At 46.8% G+C, this 18,110-nt stretch carries 11 protein-coding genes and 9 tRNA genes; 6 read left to right on the top strand and 14 right to left on the bottom strand.

The window, feature by feature from the left end; genetic code table 11:
• The first annotated feature begins 304 nt into the window (after positions 1-304).
• Entirely contained in the window at positions 305-586 is a 282-nt protein-coding gene (locus CKQ84_RS22570) for an HU family DNA-binding protein (protein WP_105252837.1), read from the top strand.
• A 152-nt stretch (positions 587-738) separates the two neighbouring features.
• Here the strand turns inward: CKQ84_RS22570 and bioD are convergent, their stop codons facing one another.
• From bioD to bioB, 4 genes are all read right to left on the bottom strand, one after another.
• On the bottom strand, positions 739-1,479 hold the full coding sequence (gene bioD, locus CKQ84_RS22575) for a dethiobiotin synthase (protein WP_105252838.1): 741 nt from the start codon (positions 1,477-1,479) through the stop codon (positions 739-741).
• A 166-nt stretch (positions 1,480-1,645) separates the two neighbouring features.
• On the bottom strand, positions 1,646-2,605 hold the full coding sequence (locus CKQ84_RS22580; protein ID WP_105252839.1) for a methyltransferase domain-containing protein: 960 nt from the start codon (positions 2,603-2,605) through the stop codon (positions 1,646-1,648).
• 64 nt (positions 2,606-2,669) lie between these two features.
• On the bottom strand, positions 2,670-3,902 hold the full coding sequence (locus CKQ84_RS22585; RefSeq protein WP_105252840.1) for an 8-amino-7-oxononanoate synthase: 1,233 nt from the start codon (positions 3,900-3,902) through the stop codon (positions 2,670-2,672).
• Positions 3,903-4,053: 151 nt separating this feature from the next.
• Positions 4,054-5,106, bottom strand: coding sequence for a biotin synthase BioB (gene bioB, locus CKQ84_RS22590; protein WP_028760338.1), 1,053 nt, complete (start codon positions 5,104-5,106; stop codon positions 4,054-4,056).
• 122 nt (positions 5,107-5,228) lie between these two features.
• Between bioB and bioA the strand changes: the two genes are divergently transcribed.
• Both bioA and CKQ84_RS22600 read left to right on the top strand, forming a co-directional pair.
• Entirely contained in the window at positions 5,229-6,584 is a 1,356-nt protein-coding gene (gene bioA, locus CKQ84_RS22595; protein WP_105252841.1) for an adenosylmethionine--8-amino-7-oxononanoate transaminase, read from the top strand.
• Positions 6,585-6,974: 390 nt separating this feature from the next.
• Positions 6,975-8,576 carry a methyl-accepting chemotaxis protein gene (locus tag CKQ84_RS22600; RefSeq protein WP_105252842.1) on the top strand — a complete coding sequence of 534 codons (1,602 nt, stop codon included), beginning with the start codon at positions 6,975-6,977 and terminating at the stop codon, positions 8,574-8,576.
• Positions 8,577-8,717: 141 nt separating this feature from the next.
• On the opposite strand, the gene CKQ84_RS22605 is transcribed toward CKQ84_RS22600, so the two are convergent.
• Positions 8,718-12,158, bottom strand: a complete 3,441-nt coding sequence (locus CKQ84_RS22605) for a PAS domain-containing hybrid sensor histidine kinase/response regulator (RefSeq protein WP_105252843.1) — start codon at positions 12,156-12,158, stop codon at positions 8,718-8,720.
• 174 nt (positions 12,159-12,332) lie between these two features.
• On the opposite strand from CKQ84_RS22605, the gene acs reads away from it, so the two are divergent.
• From acs to CKQ84_RS22620, 3 genes are all read left to right on the top strand, one after another.
• Positions 12,333-14,285, top strand: coding sequence for an acetate--CoA ligase (acs, locus tag CKQ84_RS22610; protein WP_105252844.1), 1,953 nt, complete (start codon positions 12,333-12,335; stop codon positions 14,283-14,285).
• Positions 14,286-14,507: 222 nt separating this feature from the next.
• Positions 14,508-16,262, top strand: a complete 1,755-nt coding sequence (locus CKQ84_RS22615; protein ID WP_105252845.1) for a DEAD/DEAH box helicase — start codon at positions 14,508-14,510, stop codon at positions 16,260-16,262.
• 60 nt (positions 16,263-16,322) lie between these two features.
• Positions 16,323-16,583, top strand: a complete 261-nt coding sequence (locus tag CKQ84_RS22620; protein WP_028760344.1) for a GrxA family glutaredoxin — start codon at positions 16,323-16,325, stop codon at positions 16,581-16,583.
• 384 nt (positions 16,584-16,967) lie between these two features.
• Here the strand turns inward: CKQ84_RS22620 and CKQ84_RS22625 are convergent.
• The 9 genes from CKQ84_RS22625 to CKQ84_RS22660 all read right to left on the bottom strand — a co-directional run bounded on the left by CKQ84_RS22625 (position 16,968) and on the right by CKQ84_RS22660 (position 18,085).
• A tRNA-Lys gene (locus CKQ84_RS22625) sits at positions 16,968-17,043 on the bottom strand.
• A gap of 59 nt (positions 17,044-17,102) precedes the next feature.
• Positions 17,103-17,178, bottom strand: a tRNA-Lys gene (locus CKQ84_RS22630).
• Positions 17,179-17,237: 59 nt separating this feature from the next.
• A tRNA-Lys gene (locus CKQ84_RS22635) sits at positions 17,238-17,313 on the bottom strand.
• A 59-nt stretch (positions 17,314-17,372) separates the two neighbouring features.
• Positions 17,373-17,448 (bottom strand) — tRNA-Lys (locus CKQ84_RS22640).
• 37 nt (positions 17,449-17,485) lie between these two features.
• A tRNA-Lys gene (locus CKQ84_RS23830) sits at positions 17,486-17,576 on the bottom strand.
• Between the two features lie 37 nt (positions 17,577-17,613).
• A tRNA-Lys gene (locus CKQ84_RS22645) sits at positions 17,614-17,689 on the bottom strand.
• Positions 17,690-17,748: 59 nt separating this feature from the next.
• Positions 17,749-17,824 (bottom strand) — tRNA-Lys (locus CKQ84_RS22650).
• Between the two features lie 37 nt (positions 17,825-17,861).
• Positions 17,862-17,951: transfer RNA gene (locus CKQ84_RS22655), tRNA-Lys, on the bottom strand.
• Positions 17,952-18,009: 58 nt separating this feature from the next.
• Positions 18,010-18,085 (bottom strand) — tRNA-Lys (locus CKQ84_RS22660).
• Positions 18,086-18,110 lie beyond the last annotated feature (25 nt).

Here is an 18,110-nt window from a genome sequence, read left to right on the forward strand (position 1 = left end):
TGATTAGTGTTCAATCCATAGCTTAAGCGCAATACACCTTGCGCTTAAGCATTTTAACTAAGGTTTTTAACTAAACCTTTCAATAAGCCTTTAAATTAAGTCAGTCACTTCGCCCAGTAAAATCAGCCCACCACTCAATCCGACAAACTTGTACTTACTTTAGCAACACAAAATCACCAAAAGCCTCACAAACCTGTCAATAAAACACCAATCAACCGCGCTGAGCTTGCTATGGCTTTCAATCTTAAGGCGAGCTTGTTATAACTCCCCTTCGATTGAACCTAAGCTGACTTCAGAGGTTTCTATGAACAAAGCACAACTTATCCAACGTATTGCCGCCGAGCTCAATGCATCGCAAGCGAGCACTAAACCTGTGGTTGAGCAGATACTGCAACAGATCCACGTCGCCTTGAGCGAAGGCGAGAAAATTTTCCTGCCACAATTTGGCACCTTTGAACTCAGATATCATGTCGCTAAAACAGGGCGTAATCCACAAACGGGCGAAGCCATAGAAATAGACGGTTACAATCAGCCCAGCTTTAAAGCCTCAACCGCATTGAAGCAGCAAATCAATCACGGCGCTTAGCTTCAATGTGCAGGCACTATTTTGCGAGATTTTGCGAACATTAGTCAGCAGCCTTGATAGAAATGAGCCTCAACATAATTTGAGGCTCATTTTTTATCAAAAGAAAAATAACCGTTCCGCTTAGGGGAAAGTCTTAAACAATTAAGTAGTCGCTAAGTATTGCTCTCCTCACCTTGATAAAGTGGCGCAATATCAACATAGTCAGCAGCGTTTTCAGCACTTGGATCCTCGAGAAATGGCACACAACCGAGGAAAGGTGCCGTCATCATCTCTTTAAGGCTCGTCAGATTCTCCTCAAACATACTCATATTCGGGTCGACACGATTAGCAACCCAGCCTGCAATCTTAAGCCCATCAGCCAATATCGCCTCTTGAGTCAACAATGCATGATTTAAGCAGCCGAGTTTCATGCCAACCACGAGTATCACTGGCAGTTCTAATCTCTGTACGACTTCCGAAAGATACCTGCCATCACCTAAGGGTAAACGCCAGCCTCCCGCGCCTTCAATCAAACAAAAATCCGCTTGAGCAAATGCCACTAAATCTAAACTTTCAATGATAGCTTCAGGCGCTAAACTCACGCCCACTTGGGCGGCGGCAATGTGCGGTGCAATCGCAGGTTCGAAGGAAAAAGGATTGATGAGTGGATAAGCCAATTTTAACGATGATGACGTCATCAGCTGTAACGCATCGGCATTGCGCAATCCTTCAGAGGTTTGCGCGCAGCCCGAGGCGATGGGTTTAACACCTAAAGTCAACATCGTGTTGGCTGCAAGAATACTCACAGCGGAGTCAGCATTGGCTATGAGCCCTAAACGATTCACAGCGGTTAATAATGCCGCCGAAACCAAAGTCTTACCGCTATCGGTATCTGTACCTGTTACAAAATACATATTAGATCCTTATCTGTTGCTATGAGTTGTGCTTTGTTAAGCCCACTCTCCATAAGCTAAATGTCCATATAGCTAACGATCTCTATACGTAATGTTAAAAATCCAACGTTTTCTAGATATTAGTGCTAATTGATAATGCCATGACTAAAGGCATAATATGTGAACTTTAAAACCTGCGCCGTGCACGTATTTGAACTATCTGATAGGTTAAAGGCAAACCTTGGGGTAAACGTAGCGATTCGGCTTTAACCTGCATGGCCTGCCAATCTTGACGACCACGCAGCCGTGGAGTGAATTCTGAAGCACTCACTGTTGAACCTGAAACCCGAGTTGTTGAACTGGCGACATGTACAGAAGCCCCCACACCTTTAATTGAATAGAGTAGTGCCTTAAGAGTATCAAAATACACTGTCATAGGGACGAGTCGCACTTCAAGTAATTGCCATGTATCGAGTTTAAATGCAGCCTTGAGTGCTTGCAGCGTCGAAAAGTCATTCACTCTTAAGCCTAATTCGGCTAATTGATTCAAACTCCCCTGCGCTACTAAGCTCAAATGACACTCGCCGTTCGGCTTAAGTACCCGCGCCATTTCGGCTACCGCAGCAGGAAAATCAGCACACCATTGCAGAGCTAAATTAGAGTAAATAACATCCATGCAGCCATTGGTAAAAGGTAAACACTGCGCATCGGCACATACGCCGTGATAATCGGGATAAGACTGTTTTAGCTTTTGTAGCATGCCAAGGGCAATATCCACGGCAAATACAGTTGTGGATGAATTTTGCGTAGAGAGATCCGCTGGTTGAGACACACTGTGATACCCAGAAAAATCCGTGCCAGGGCCTGCCCCTATGTCTAACAGATAACCTGCTGCCGAAAACTCACTGAGTAAACTGGCAGCGCTCAGGCGTTGTAATTGATTATGATCTTGGTAACTATGGGCCGCTGCGGAAAAACGTTCAGCAATTTGAGTTCCGTGCACATTGGACACAGTCCCCGCGAGAACGCCCCCATAAGAAACGCCCGCATTAAGCTCACTCAGCTTAAGATCGCAAGCTATAAACTTGTTTGACTCATGAGCAGACTCATTACAGCTTGGATCACTAGACTTTATCAGGCTTGGCATTTTAACTAACACTCAACCATAAAAATTTAACATTCAATAAGATAACGCGCTCTATAGGGTACATTTATCTGTACTCATAGGCAGATTCTCGTTCACTGACAAGCGGGATACCAACACGACTGAGCACTTGGGCTAATTGCTCAACACAAGCAGCAATATCTTCAGCGGTATGGGTCGCCGTTAAGGTAATGCGTAACCGCGCCGACCCTGCAGGCACCGTCGGCGGGCGAATCGCCCCAACCCAAATGCCCACGGCTCTTAACGCTTCGGCGACTTGCAGGGTTTGCTGCGCATCGCCAATGATCAACGGCTGAATTGCGGTATCCGAACCTAAAAGGGGCACGGCAGCATCGAGGCATAACTGTTTGAATAGCGAAATATTCTCAAGCAGCTTTTGCTGTAACTCAGGATGTGCAGTGCAGTACCGAGTCGCGGCTAACGCTAATGCGGCATTGGCGGGCGATAAGGCGGTCGAATAAATATATTCGCGGGCATTACTGACCAAAAAGTCGATCAGCGCCTGACTCCCCAAAACCGCTGCGCCTTGGCAACCTAATGCCTTACCAAAGGTCACCACTTGCACATCGATAAGCTTGGCGGCTTTATCTCTTGCATCACTATTTTGATAGTCACCGAGCACCGCAAAACCATGGGCATCATCAACAATCAACCAAGTATTCTGTTGACGACAAAGCGCCGATAACTGAGTGATCGGCGCACAATCCCCGTCCATGCTAAACACGCTTTCTGTGATTAACGCCGATGCGTGATTTCGAGTCAGAAGCCGCTCAGCGCTCTCAAGCGAATTATGTAAAAAACGTTTTAACTGCGCACTGCTGTCCTGCAAACCATCGATAATTGAGGCATGCACAAGTTTATCGGCAATCACAGTATCTTGCTGATCAAACAAGGTTTTCATTAACGCCGTATTAGCACTAAAGCCCGAGCAGAATAGTAATCCCGCTTCATGCCCCGTTAAGGCGCAGAGTTCACGTTCAAGTGTGACATGCGCATCACTGTACCCTGTCACTAAGGGCGATGCGCCGCTACCCACACCGTAGGTCTGCGCGCCAAGATGCAGCGCTTCAACCAACTCAGGAACGCGGGATAAGCCTAAATAATCATTACTGCTAAAATTAACATAGGATCGCCCTTCGAACACAAAGCGCGGGCTCAAAGTGGGGGCGTTAACATCAAAGCTGTGATCAACACTCAGCATTTTACGTTGCCGTAATAAACCTTGCTCACGTAAGGCTTGCTGACGGGCGGCAATTTTCATCTCGAGCAGAGAACTCATCGATTTAGCCTCAAGAATGATTGTCTTAAAAATGCTGCTTGAAAAATGGAGTGCGGCCAATAAAGCTATCAGCCGCAATCAAAATAGGCTGCAGCCAACAAGGTTTACAGGCTATTCGACCTGTTTGTCGGACAACATGCGCTCAGCAGTATTACAAAGCACCCGCGTCATAGAATTGTGCCGATGACTTATCTTGATAGGCCGCCGCTTTTGCTAAAACAGCACTTTCTTCTTCCAGTTTTGCCGCTGCGCCCTGCTCGGGACGTAAGCCTAAACGTCGAAATAGTCCCATATCATCGCTTTCTTCTGGGTTTGGTGTGGTCAGCAATTTACAACCATAGAAAATCGAGTTAGCGCCAGCAAAGAAACACATGGCCTGCAGCTCATCACTCATATTTTCGCGGCCTGCCGATAACCGCACGCGGGAAAGCGGCATTAAGATACGCGCCACGGCGATAGTGCGCACAAATTCGAGTGGATCGAGGTCGTCAAGCTTCTCAAACGGCGTGCCCGCCACTTTAACTAACATATTGATAGGCACTGAATCAGGATGCTGCGGTAAATTAGCCAGCTGTTGTAGTAAACCTGCGCGATCCGTCGCCTTTTCACCCATGCCGACAATCCCGCCCGAGCACACTTTCATGCCAGAAGCACGCACATGTGTCAGTGTATCTAAACGATTTTGATAGGTACGTGTCGTGATCACATCGCCGTAATATTCAGGCGAAGTATCTAAATTATGGTTGTAATAATCTAAGCCAGCACTGGCTAAATCGTTCGCTTGATCTTCAGACAGCATACCAAGCGTCATACAGGTTTCCATACCTAAGGCTTTAACTTCTTGCACCATTTGTTTAAGGTACGGCATGTCTTTTTCTTTTGGATTACGCCAAGCTGCGCCCATGCAGAAACGAGAAGCTCCCGCGGCTTTAGCACTGCGTGCCTCGGTCAGCACAGTTTCCATTGCCAGCAAACGCTCTTTCTCTAGACCTGTGTCATAGCGAGCACTCTGCGGGCAATATTTACAATCCTCAGGGCAAGCACCGGTTTTAATCGATAATAAACGGCTAATTTGCACTTCATTAGGATCGTATACCTCACGGTGAATACTGTGTGCTTTAAATAATAAGTCATTCATCGGCAGCGCAAATAAGGCTTCGATTTCTTCCCGCTTCCAATCATGACGAACTTGCAACTGCGACATTGAACACCCTTTTTATTCTGTTTTTTATCTTGGCTAGGATAACCTCAGCCCTTAAACTGTCAACGCCAACCAGTGAACCAAGTTTACTAATGGCTACTTTATAATCAAAGAAGTGAGCATTTATGCGCAATTTACTCGATTTTGACTTTGATAGCGCCCATATTTGGCATCCTTACACCTCAATGACCCGATCTCTTCCTGTTTTTGGTGTACACAGTGCCAAAGGCTGTGAATTGGAATTAGTTGATGGCCGCAAGTTGGTCGATGGCACTAGCTCGTGGTGGGCCTGTGTGCACGGCTATGCACATCCCGAGATATTAACCGCGATGGAAAAACAGTTGCATCAACTGAGCCATGTGATGTTTGGCGGTATCACCCATGAACCCGCCATTGAACTGTGTAAAAAACTTATCGCTATGGCCTGCGAACCGCTAACAAAGGTCTTTTTGTGCGACTCTGGATCTATCTCAGTCGAAGTGGCAATTAAAATGGCGCTGCAATATTGGCAAGGTCAGAGTTGGCAAGGGCGAAGTGTACATGGAGAAGAGCGATCGCTAAAACAACGCATTCTTACCGTTAAGAAGGGTTACCACGGCGATACCTTTGCCGCGATGAGCGTGTGCGATCCCGAAGGTGGCATGCACACTATGTTTGGCGACGCAGTAACCAAGCAATCATTTGTGCCCGCGCCACAAACCGCCTTTGGCGAAGCCTTACAAGCCGATGATTTAACCGCAATGCGCGACATATTAAGTATTAATCACCATGATATTGCCGCAGTGATTATAGAGCCGATAATGCAAGGCGCTGGCGGTATGCGTTTCTACAGCGCAGATTATTTAGCGGGTCTTCGTGCCCTATGTGATGAATTTGATGTCTTGCTGATCTTAGATGAGATTGCCACTGGCTTTGGTCGAACAGGTAAGCTTTTTGCCTATGAACACGCCCATATCACTCCAGATATCTTATGTTTAGGTAAAGCGCTAACTGGCGGTTATATCAGCCTAGCGGCGACGCTGTGTACCGATAAAGTTGCCCAAGGCATAAGCCAATCTCCCGCGGGCGTGTTTATGCATGGCCCTACTTTTATGGGTAACCCGCTAGCCTGCGCCGCGGCGTGTGCAAGCTTAGACATAATTAACCGTAATGAATGGCAAGCGCAAGTGGCTGCTATCGAGCAGCAAATGCGCGTTGAACTTAAGGATGCGATTGACTTACCCAGCGTTAAAGACGTGCGCGTGCTCGGCGCTGTCGGCGTGTTAGAGATGCACGAACCCGTCAATACCGCAGAGCTACAGCAACAATTTGTTGATTTAGGCGTCTGGGTGCGTCCCTTCGCCAACCTTATCTATATCATGCCGCCCTATATCATTAGTTCAGCACAATTAAGCCAACTCACCAGTGCGATGAAGCAAGTCGCAGCAGGTATTAGCGCGGTATCAAAAAATCTTGAGCCGCAGCTTATCAGCCACGGTTAATGCTTTAGCGCTTGACCATCTTTTAGCTTAACGCTCTTTCAACTCAATAAGCCTTCAACTTACATAGGCTCTCAAATAAACGAACCCCTGCGCACTGTGCGCTAGGGGTTCGAACTGCTTGGCTTATATCAGACTCAGCAGCCCTTCCCTTGTTCGAATCTCGCATTCTCTCGATAGATAAACGCGCTAAGGTTGCAATTGCAATATTGCTCACAATTTCCATTAAAACTCTGTAATTTAGTGCATTTATTTAATCCGCCAACTGGAAATTTTATCAAAGCCAACGATGCTTATATCACTCACTTTACACAACATATCTTTCGCCAAAAGCTGACAACAACTTGAGCAGAGGGAATGGCTTAAATCGCTACACAACGAAAAGGAGATCATATGTTCAAACTCGCTGACATCCCCGTTAATCGAAAACTCGCACTACAGCTCGTTATCGCCCTCGCAGGTGCCTTAATTTTACTCACTATTTCCGTCACAGCCCTAAAGCACAACCTGATGGCAGAGCGTGAAGCACGACTTAATGCCGTATTGTCCCTCGCCAGCACCCGTATCCAAGCGTTGTCGCAATCGCTCCCCCTAGAGCAAGCACAGCAAGCCGCTAAAGACATGTTAAACGACATGCGTTTTGATGGTGATAACTACTTGTTTGTGATTGATGAATCGAGGCACGTTATCGTTCATCCCATCAAAAAAGAACTGGTTGGCCAACAAATGGGGAATCGAGGCGAAGAGAACTATTGGTTCGAAATGGTCGAACTCGGCCGTGATGGCAAACAAGGATTAGTCGAATACCGCTGGACGACGGCGAATGGCAAATCAGCGCAAAAAATCTCACTTGTCATGGGATTTAAACCTTGGGGCTGGATCTTAGGCTCAGGTATGTTACTCCAAGATATCGAAGCCACCATTTGGAATGAATACCTCACCATGGGAGGCATTACATTTGTCATTATTGTGCTTATGGCTTGGCTAGGTTATGCCATTAGCCGCTCTATTACTCAGCCATTGGATGATGTGAATCTGGCTATGCTCGCCATCACAAAAGGTGATTTAACGACTCAGCTAAAAATCTATGGTAAAGATGAACTTGGCATCTTAGCCCACAATATAAACCAAAGCATAGACTCCATTCGTAGCACTTTACTTCAAGCGAGTCATAGCGCTGACAATGTTGCACAGGCCTCGGCTCGTATCGCCTCAACTGCAGAGGAAACTAATCAAGCGGTAAATAATCAGCGGGATCAACTCGCCCAACTTGCCACCGCCATGAATGAAATGAGCGCCACTATCGCCGATGTCGCGAATAATGCGGAGAGCACAGCCAAAGATACCAAAGAAGCCACTTGGGAAGCTGGCCTGGGCGACCAAGATGTTCACGCCAGCGTAGATGGTATTCATGCTCTTGCCAAAGAAGTGGAGCAAGCGACGGATCAAGTGAATATGCTTAAAGAGGAAGTCATGCAGATCAGCGAGGTCACCTCTGTTATCAGCGCGATTTCAGACCAAACCAACTTGCTGGCACTGAATGCCGCCATTGAAGCCGCCCGCGCAGGCGAGCAAGGGCGAGGATTCGCTGTAGTCGCCGATGAAGTGAGGCAACTTGCCAGTCGCACTAGGCAATCGACCGAAGAAATTCAAAACACGATTTCATTATTGCAACAACGGGCCGTGAGCGCCGCTAAGGCAATGGATGCAAGCCGTGCACTGGCAGAAAACAGTGTGAGTCAATCGGCAAAAGCGGGGAAGGATTTATCGCTTATCGTTGCTCATATAAAACATGTGAGTGACATGGCAACCCATATCGCCACCGCCGCAGAAGAACAAAGTGTGGTCGCAGAAGACATGAACAGAAACGTGTGCGGGATTAATAACTCAGCGCTCGAAGTCTCTGAATCGGCAACTTATTTGGCTCAAGAAAGTGAAAGTTTGGCCGAATTATCACTGAATTTAAACAATAAACTGGCCGTATTCAAACTCTAGTCATGTATTTAGTTACACCCACAAACCTGTGTCAAACCGTTTAGCCAAGATAAGCCGCATAAAAAATTACGCGATTATCTTGGCATTTTGTTAAACGTGCCGACGTCACTAAACTCATGTTACCGAACACGTATACCAAGCTTATTTTACCAAGCTAGAAATCAAGGCACGTAGCGCGGCAGGTTTTATCATTTTCGCCATATAGTGATAGCCGCGGCGTTGCACATCTTCCACCAACTCTTTGCGGGTATTAGCGGTGATCAAAATACCGGGTAAATCTTGTCCATAAAGCGCGCGAATACCGTCCATCGCATCGACGCCATTTTGGCCATCATCTAAATGGTAATCCGCGAGCACAATATCAGGCGCGACGCCTTTCAGTCCTAGTTTAATGCGTGCATCGGATAAATCTTTTGCACAGATAACCTCACACTGCCAGCGGCTTAATAAGCTTTCTAATCCAGCTAAAATGGCCTCTTCGTTGTCGATACACAACACTTTGATACCCGATAACGGCTGCAGCAGCGACGGTAACGCTTTCACTTGTGGCTGACGCACAGTTTCTCCAAGCGGTACACAAATGGAGAAGACCGAGCCGCGCCCTAAATGGGATGAAACCTGAATACCGTGTTCTAACACTTTACTAATGCGATCAGCAATCGCCAGACCTAAGCCCAAGCCGCTAACATTGTTGCTCTTAGGATTATTCAACCGCTTAAATTCTTTGAAAATTTCTTGGGTTTCTTTTTCATCGATACCACAGCCTGTGTCTAACACTTGGATCTCAAGGTAATGACCACGATGGCGACAACCAAACAAGACTCTGCCACCGCGAGCATAACGGTAGGCATTGGTTAAAAAGTTTTGTAATACTCTGCGCAGTAACGAAGGATCAGAATTAACGGTTGCGCTGCATGGGACCATCTTAAAACGAATTTGGTTATCTGCCGCCATCGCTTCAAATTCAACGGATAAGCCATTGATCAGTTCTGAAATCGCAAAGTCACGGCGATTAACATCCACCATGCCAGAATCGAGTTTAGAAATATCCAGCAGATCGGTGAGCAACTCGCCGGCAATTTTTAGCGAGCTATTCACATGGGATAAGGTGGTTCTGGCCTCACGATCTAGATTGGGATACTGAGATAACGACGCAGTGAATAGTCGCGCAGCATTAAGTGGCTGCATTAAATCATGACCAACGGCGGCCAAGAAGCGACTCTTAGAAGCGTTGGCGATTTCTTCTTGCGCTTTAGCCTCCAGTAACTCACTGTTTAACATAGCCAATTCATAGGTACGTTCGTTAACACGGCTCTCTAAGGTTTCATTGGCCTCAAGCAGCGCGCGCTCCTGTTCGCGATACTGAGTAATGTCGGTAAAGGTCATCACAAAGCCGCCATCTGGCATAGGATTTCCCTGAATTTTTATCACTTTACCGTCCCTGCGATGGCGCTCAGAAGTGTGCGGCGTGCCATTACGCATGTGCTGCACCCGCTGCTCAACCTGCTGTTCTATTTCACCTTCACCACAATAACCCCGCGCCGCATTAAAGCGGATCACTTCACTGATCGGCATGCCCTGCTGCAAAAATCCATCGGGATATTGATACAGCTCCACATATTTGTAATTCCATGCCACAAGATTGAGATCGTTATCGATAACACTCATGCCTTCATAGGCGTGTTCAATCGCGCCGCGCAACATGTCTTGGCTGAGCATGATTTTCGATGAAGCTTCATCGACCAGACTAAAGACTTCATCCAGCGCTAAATCGCGCCCTTGCAGCACGGAATCCATCACTAGCGCTGCGCTTGAAGCGCCGAGTACGCCCGCCAATAAACGTTCAGTGTGGGAAATCAACTCCGGCGGCGCCGCTTTATGCCAACTATCACTTTTTACCGCATCAATCGAGAAACGGCTAAAGCTCTCGTAGGCGCGTGTTGGGCTAACGAAGCGACTCGCCAGTATCAGTAAATCTTGCTGTGAAATCGGACCATTTTTCTTATTAGCGCTGTTTTTCAATTTGCCAGGGCTCACAAAAGCACTGGCCTGAATACGCTCAGCCACACCGGCTCTAAACCAAATAGAACCCAAAATATAACAGGCGATATTGGCAAAAAGAGCCGTCAGCGCATCACGCACATTGGGCGTTATCGCATCTAGCAGGCCTTTCTCGCTCGCGACACTAGACAAGAACGCCGATGAACTTTGCACATCTGTCATGCCCTGCAACATGATGTAGAACCACAGGGTAAAGCCCACGCCGAGTCCTAAAAATACCCCAGCACGATTGCCGTGTTTCCAATAGAGTCCACCGACTAAAGCTGGCGCGAGTTGGGCAAAAGCCCCAAAAGACAACATGCCTAAATGGGACAAGGAATCACTGTCCGATAATGCCAAATAGCTGCCATAGCCTAAGCCCAGAATAATCACGATCGCCAAGCGGCGGGCATTAAGTAACAGGTGCGAGAACTGACTGAAGTTTTTCTCGCGGATATGGCCCGTGCGCAGCATCACTGGCACCAGCCATTCATTACTTACCATCACACTGATAGTCACTACAGCAACAATGACCATACCCGTTGCCGCAGATAAGGTGCCCAGCAAAGCAATAACAGCCAACAAGGGTTGATCTAACGCCAGCGGTAAATTAATCACATAGGTATCGGCCGACACTGAATCGCCGAGGATGAGCTTCCCAGCCAAGGCGAGCGGTCCAACGAATAAACCGAAAAGTGCTAAATAAATGGGAAACAGCCAACGCCCTTTTGACAACACGGACTCATCGGCGCATTCCACCACCATTACATGGAACTGCCTTGGCATACATAAAAAGGCCGCCATTCCGACGAGTAACTCAGGCATTAAAGCTTCAATACGTGGATTGGGATAATTAATTAGTGACTGCGCATTGGCCTGCTGCCAAATATCCCCAAAACCATCGAACACTCCGAAACTGATGACGATGCCGACCAACAAAAATGCGGCAAGTTTCACCAGAGACTCAAAGGCAATCGCGAGCATCATGCCGGGATTATGCTCGGTCGCATCGAGTTTGCGAGTACCAAATAAAATGGCAAATATGGCTAACAGCGAAGTGATCAGTAACGGAATCGTCACGCCATCGAGGGGATCGTCAGCGGGTTGAAACAAATTAAGACTGAACACCATCGCCTTAAGCTGCAGGGCGATATAGGGCATGATGCCAAACAAGGCAATTAAGGTGACTAAGGCGGCTAAGGTTTGAGATTTGCCATAACGGGCGGCAATAAAGTCGGCCACGGAAGTGATATTTTGCGCCTTAGACACTAATACCATCTTGCGTAACATGCCAAAACCTAAAGTAAAAATCAGAATAGGGCCGATAAAAATCGGTAAGAAAGACCAAAAATCCTTAGCCGATTGCCCAACTGTGCCTAAAAAACTCCACGAGGAGCAATAAACCGCTAAGCTCAGACCATAGATAACGACCTGAAGCTTTTTAGTGATCTGAGTAAACCAACGCTCCGCCCCCCAAGCCAATAGGAATAAAAGCGAGACATAACAGACGGCAATAACAGCAACGACTAAGGTTAAATTCATACTTTGCTCTTTTTTCTGATTATTGTGCGATAAAACCTGTCTAAAATCTAGCCGGATTTTTAATGCAACAGACTAAATATAAAGGAAAATTTAACACTAGACCAAGGTCTAATGGAGTTGCCGCCCCCTTGCATACCATACTCAGTCCACGCAATTTTTCAAAAGGGAAGCCCTATGAGCTCGCAGTCTCTCTACAAAGTCTCCGGCAATATCGCTGCCAATGCACTTGTAAACAACGATAAATATAAAACAATGTACCAAGAGTCGATTGTCAATCCTGAAGGTTTCTGGAGAGAACACGGCAAGCGTATTGATTGGATTAAACCCTATACCAAAATTAAAAAAACCTCTTTTGATGACCATAACTTATCGATCAATTGGTTTTACGATGGCACCCTGAATGCTTCAGCCAACTGTTTAGACCGTCACTTAGCCGAGCACAGTGATCGCGTGGCGATTATTTGGGAAGGCGACAATGCCAGCGAACAACGCAAAATCACCTACGGTGAATTACATGCAGATGTGTGTAAGTTTGCCAACGCATTGCGCAGCCAAGGCGTGCGCCGCGGGGATATAGTCACAATTTACATGCCTATGGTGCCAGAAGCCGCAGTCGCTATGCTTGCCTGTGCCCGTATCGGTGCTGTGCACTCTGTGGTCTTCGGTGGTTTCTCACCGGATTCAATCGCCTCTCGCGTAATTGACGGCAAATCAAAAGTCATCATTACCTCCGATGAAGGTATGCGCGGTGGCCGTGCTATTCCATTGAAGCGCAACATAGATGATGCCTTAAAGCACCCTGATGTCACTACGGTTGAAAAAGTCATCGTACTTAAACGCACGGGTGGCAAAGTAGATTGGGTAGAAAGCCGTGATGTGTGGTGGCATTCACTGATGGAAACCGCATCAGAGCACTGCCAGCCAGAAGAAATGGACGCCGAAGCACCGTTATTCTTGCTTTATACCTCAGGTTCAACCGGTAATCCCAAGGGCGTATTGCACACCACTGGCGGCTACATGGTTTATGCGTCTATGACCCATGAATATGTGTTCGACTACAAAGCGGGTGAAGTGTACTGGTGTACCGCGGATGTGGGTTGGATCACTGGCCACTCTTACATGGTTTACGGCCCGCTCGCCAATGGTGCGACTGTGCTTATCCATGAAGGTGTGCCGAATCATCCAAGCCCTGCCCGTTTAGGCGAAATGATTGACCGCCATAAAGTGAACATTCTATATACAGCGCCAACCTTAATTCGCGCATTGATGGCAGAAGGTAAGCAACACTTCGATAAGTTCGATGGTAGCAGCTTGAGGATCATGGGCTCGGTAGGTGAACCTATCAACCCAGAAGCGTGGCGTTGGTACCATGAGGTCATAGGTCATGAAAATTGCCCTATCGTCGATACTTGGTGGCAAACTGAAACGGGCGGTATTTTGATCACGCCACTGCCAGGGGCTACCGATACTAAACCTGGCTCAGCGACCCGTCCGTTCTTTGGCGTTCAACCCGCCTTAGTGGATAACATGGGGAATATTTTAGAAGGTGAGAACGAAGGTAACTTAGTATTACTCGATTCTTGGCCGGGCCAAATGCGTACTGTGTATGGCGACCACGAACGATTTGTACTGACCTACTTTAAAACCTTCCGCGGCATGTATTTTACCGGTGACGGTGCACGCCGCGATGAAGATGGTTACTACTGGATCACTGGCCGCGTCGATGACGTGATCAACGTATCCGGCCACAGATTAGGTACAGCAGAGGTTGAAAGTGCGCTGGTATCACACGAACTGGTTGCAGAAGCTGCGGTAGTTGGCTACCCACACGATATTAAAGGCCAAGGTATTTATGCGTACGTCACGCTAACCCGTGGTACTGAAGAAACCGAAGAGCTACGTCAAGAGCTGCGTCAATGGGTTCGTAAAGAAATTGGTGCGCTGGCAACCCCAGATCTCATCCAATGGGCGACGGGCTTACCTAAAACACGTTCGGGCAAGATCATGCGCCGCTTCCTGCGTAAGATTGCCGCTAACGAAGTGACCAACTTAGGGGATGCATCAACCTTGGCCGATCCAGCTGTGATCGAGACCTTGATTGAATCACGCTTGAATCGTACTGAGTAATATCCGAGTGACGAACAACATCCACAACGCTTAGTCTATGCCCAATAGGCTAAGTGTAACCTGAACCTCCCTTTTTAAACCTCAGGTTAAAAGTGAACCCTGTTGAGAGAGTGTGTGTGATTGCTCCTTTCTCTAGCTTGCCCCTCCAACCAGGGGCATTTTTTTTGCCTGTTATGTTAAGCTTGCAGCCTCACTTTTATTCAGCATAGATTTTTTATCAGCGTGTCAGTCAAACTCAGAGACTATCAACAACAAGCGGTTAATGCCGCCATCGCCCATTTTAGGCAAAGCCAAGCTTCCGCCGTACTCGTATTACCCACAGGCGCGGGCAAAAGCATAGTGATCGCCGAGCTGGCACGCATCGCCAAAGGCAGAGTATTAGTGCTCACCCATGTGAAAGAATTAGTTGCACAAAATGCAGAGAAAGTCGGTTTACTGACAACCGAAGCCAGTATTTATGCGGCGGGACTCAATCAAAAAGCCACCGACGGAAAAACCGTCGTTGCCAGTATTCAATCGGCAGCGCGGGGATTAACGCAGTTCGATCAGCCGTTCTCGTTAGTCATTATTGATGAATGCCACAGAGTCAGCCTAGAAAAAACCAGCCAATATCAGCAAGTACTCAACCATTTACGCACGAAAAATCCCCAATTAAGATTGCTCGGTCTCACCGCCACCCCCTATCGCCTTGGCACTGGCTGGATTTATCAGCAACACTATCACGGCAAAGTGGGGTCTCCCGAACATGCCGTGTTCGAACATTGTGTGTTCGAGCTGCCCATAAGGCCGCTCATTAAACAAGGTTACCTCACAGCGCCAACCCTGTTTGATGGCCTAAGTGCCCAGTACGACTTCAGCCAACTTAAAGCAAACGAGAATGGCGAATATGCCGAAGCCGAGGTTAACGATTTACTGGGACATTACGGCCGCGCGACCACTGCGATTGTGAAACAACTCATTGAACTGAGCCAACATAGAAAAGGTATTATCATTTTTGCGGCAACGGTACGTCACGCCAATGAGATTTTTAACATACTCAACCAAGCTCACGCTGCGCAGAGCGCCATTATCACGGCACAAACGCACGACAATGAACGTGACGCGACGATTGAACGCTTTAAAGCCCAAGAGCTTAAGTTTTTAGTCAACGTGGCTGTGTTGACGACAGGCTTCGACGCGCCCCATGTGGATTTGATTGCAATTTTGCGCCCTACCGCGTCAGTCAGTCTATTTCAACAAATGATCGGCCGTGGATTACGAATCGCTGAAGGCAAAAAAGATTGTCTTATCATCGACTATGCTGCAAATGGTTATGACTTGTATTTTCCCGAGGTCGGCCAAGTGAAACCCAACAGTAAATCGGTACCCGTGCAAGTGCATTGCCCAATATGCGATTTTGCCAATATATTCTGGGGACTCACAGACGACGATGGCGACATTATCGAACACTTTGGTCGCCGCTGTCAGGGCATAGTCAAACAGCAAGGTAAAAAGCTGCAGTGCGACTTTCGATTTAGATCTAAATCTTGCCCTGATTGCGGCGAAGAGAATGATATCGCCGCGCGCATTTGCCAGCACTGCCAATCAACCCTCATCGATCCCGATAAACGCCTACGCCAAGTGCTCAGCCAGCAGCACCATCATTTATTCCGCTGCCAGCATATGAGCCTCATCGACGATGACGGCAATCTGAAAGTGCAGTACCTCGATATCGACGGTAATGAATTCAATCGCCGCTTTAAATTACAAACGCCGGCCCAGTGGCGAGCCCTATATGCCTTATTCATCTTTCCCCATAGCCGTACACCGGGATTAAAACCGAAAAAATACACTAAGGTGACAGAGTTAATCAGCGACGCGGATAAATTCCGCATGCCCGATCTCTTGCTGCTGAAGAAACATAAAAAAGGCTGGGATCTGCTCGAAAGCTATTTTGATTATCAAGGTCGCTATCAAACTGAAAATAAACGCGGCTGACATTATCAATTCACTTAGGCCTATGGTATAAAACGACTAAAGTAATCCTAAGGAGCTATTATGTTCGTTGTTATTTTTGGCCGTCCAGGCTGTCCTTATTGCGTTCGTGCTGTGCAATTATCTGAGCAACTCGTTGAAAAACGTGATGACTTTAAGTTCAGATATGTCGATATCCATGCAGAAGGCATCTCTAAAGCAGATTTAGAAAAAACTGTCGGTAAGCCAGTTGAAACAGTACCGCAGATTTTTGTCGATGAGAAGCACATAGGTGGCTGCACAGATTTCGAGCAATATGTTCGTGAAAACAATCTGTTAGATTAAGCGCTATAGATATGTAATCCGCTTAATGCAAAAGGAGACCTAAGGTCTCCTTTTTAGTCTTTATCACAACCCTGTGGGATTAGAGCTTTCCATAAGATAGTGCTCGGTACATAAAACTACCTAGAAAGCCCCCCCCCTTGAATCCATCGCACCATTGTCATCATCACTGCACATAATGTCAGCTTTAATATAATCGCCAGACTCAAGATACGTTTCTTTTTAAAGATGCTGCATTAGTCGAACTTGCTAATGCCAATAATTATGTTAGAAAAATATTTGCAGTGGAATAAGTAAAACGAAGGTATTAAATTCGGTACTCAGTATTGGAGTTTAACGAGGGACATTCAGGTGGAAATTCGAGAGAGATACAGCTGAAAAAATAAGTGGTGGGTCGTGAAGGATTCGAACCTTCGACCAATTGGTTAAAAGCCAACTGCTCTACCGACTGAGCTAACGACCCATCGAGGTATTACGATAAAAATGTTCACTTATTTTGGCATCAACAATGCGAATAATAAGTGGTGGGTCGTGAAGGATTCGAACCTTCGACCAATTGGTTAAAAGCCAACTGCTCTACCGACTGAGCTAACGACCCATCGAGGTATTACGATAAAAATGTTCACTTATTTTGGCATCAACAATGCGAATAATAAGTGGTGGGTCGTGAAGGATTCGAACCTTCGACCAATTGGTTAAAAGCCAACTGCTCTACCGACTGAGCTAACGACCCATCGAGGTATTACGATAAAAATGTTCACTTATTTTGGCATCAACAATGCGAATAATAAGTGGTGGGTCGTGAAGGATTCGAACCTTCGACCAATTGGTTAAAAGCCAACTGCTCTACCGACTGAGCTAACGACCCATCTGGTGTTGTGCTGATTTATGCACTTTCAGTAAAGTGGTGTGTCATTAAGGATTAGAACCATTCGACTGATTGGTTAAAAGCCAACTGCCCTGGCTTTATAAAAAAAGCGACTGAGCTAACGACCCATCTGGTGTTGCGCTGATTTATACACTTTCAGTAAAGTGGTGGGTCGTGAAGGATTCGAACCTTCGACCAATTGGTTAAAAGCCAACTGCTCTACCGACTGAGCTAACGACCCATCTAGGCATTACGATAAAAATGTTCACTTATTTTGGCATCAACAATGCGAATAATAAGTGGTGGGTCGTGAAGGATTCGAACCTTCGACCAATTGGTTAAAAGCCAACTGCTCTACCGACTGAGCTAACGACCCATCTGGTGTTGCGCTGATTTATGCACTTTCAGTAAAGTGGTGTGTCATTAAGGATTAGAACCATTCGACTGATTGGTTAAAAGCCAACTGCCCTAGCTTTATAAAAAAGCGACTGAGCTAACGACCCATTGTACTACTGACTATCTCACTAAATACCACTAACTTATTCTATTCATTAGAGTAAGTGGTGGGTCGTGAAGGATTCGAACCTTCGACCAATTGGTTAAAAGCCAACTGCTCTACCGACTGAGCTAACGACCCATTTACTGGTATTTCACGCCCCGAA

The organism is Shewanella sp. WE21 (genome assembly GCF_002966515.1).
GTDB lineage: Bacteria > Pseudomonadota > Gammaproteobacteria > Enterobacterales > Shewanellaceae > Shewanella > Shewanella oncorhynchi.

What these genes read in the sequence shown, in the direction of transcription:
- CKQ84_RS22605 (WP_105252843.1), bottom strand. Translation starts at nt 12,158, where the DNA reads ATGAATTTAACCTTAGTCGTTGCTGTTATTGCCGTCTGTTATGTCTCG.
- CKQ84_RS22580 (WP_105252839.1), bottom strand. Translation starts at nt 2,605, where the DNA reads ATGCCAAGCCTGATAAAGTCTAGTGATCCAAGCTGTAATGAGTCTGCT.
- CKQ84_RS22570 (WP_105252837.1), top strand. Translation starts at nt 305, where the DNA reads ATGAACAAAGCACAACTTATCCAACGTATTGCCGCCGAGCTCAATGCA.
- bioB (WP_028760338.1), bottom strand. Translation starts at nt 5,106, where the DNA reads ATGTCGCAGTTGCAAGTTCGTCATGATTGGAAGCGGGAAGAAATCGAA.
- bioD (WP_105252838.1), bottom strand. Translation starts at nt 1,479, where the DNA reads ATGTATTTTGTAACAGGTACAGATACCGATAGCGGTAAGACTTTGGTT.
- CKQ84_RS22620 (WP_028760344.1), top strand. Translation starts at nt 16,323, where the DNA reads ATGTTCGTTGTTATTTTTGGCCGTCCAGGCTGTCCTTATTGCGTTCGT.
- CKQ84_RS22585 (WP_105252840.1), bottom strand. Translation starts at nt 3,902, where the DNA reads ATGAGTTCTCTGCTCGAGATGAAAATTGCCGCCCGTCAGCAAGCCTTA.
- acs (WP_105252844.1), top strand. Translation starts at nt 12,333, where the DNA reads ATGAGCTCGCAGTCTCTCTACAAAGTCTCCGGCAATATCGCTGCCAAT.
- bioA (WP_105252841.1), top strand. Translation starts at nt 5,229, where the DNA reads ATGCGCAATTTACTCGATTTTGACTTTGATAGCGCCCATATTTGGCAT.
- CKQ84_RS22600 (WP_105252842.1), top strand. Translation starts at nt 6,975, where the DNA reads ATGTTCAAACTCGCTGACATCCCCGTTAATCGAAAACTCGCACTACAG.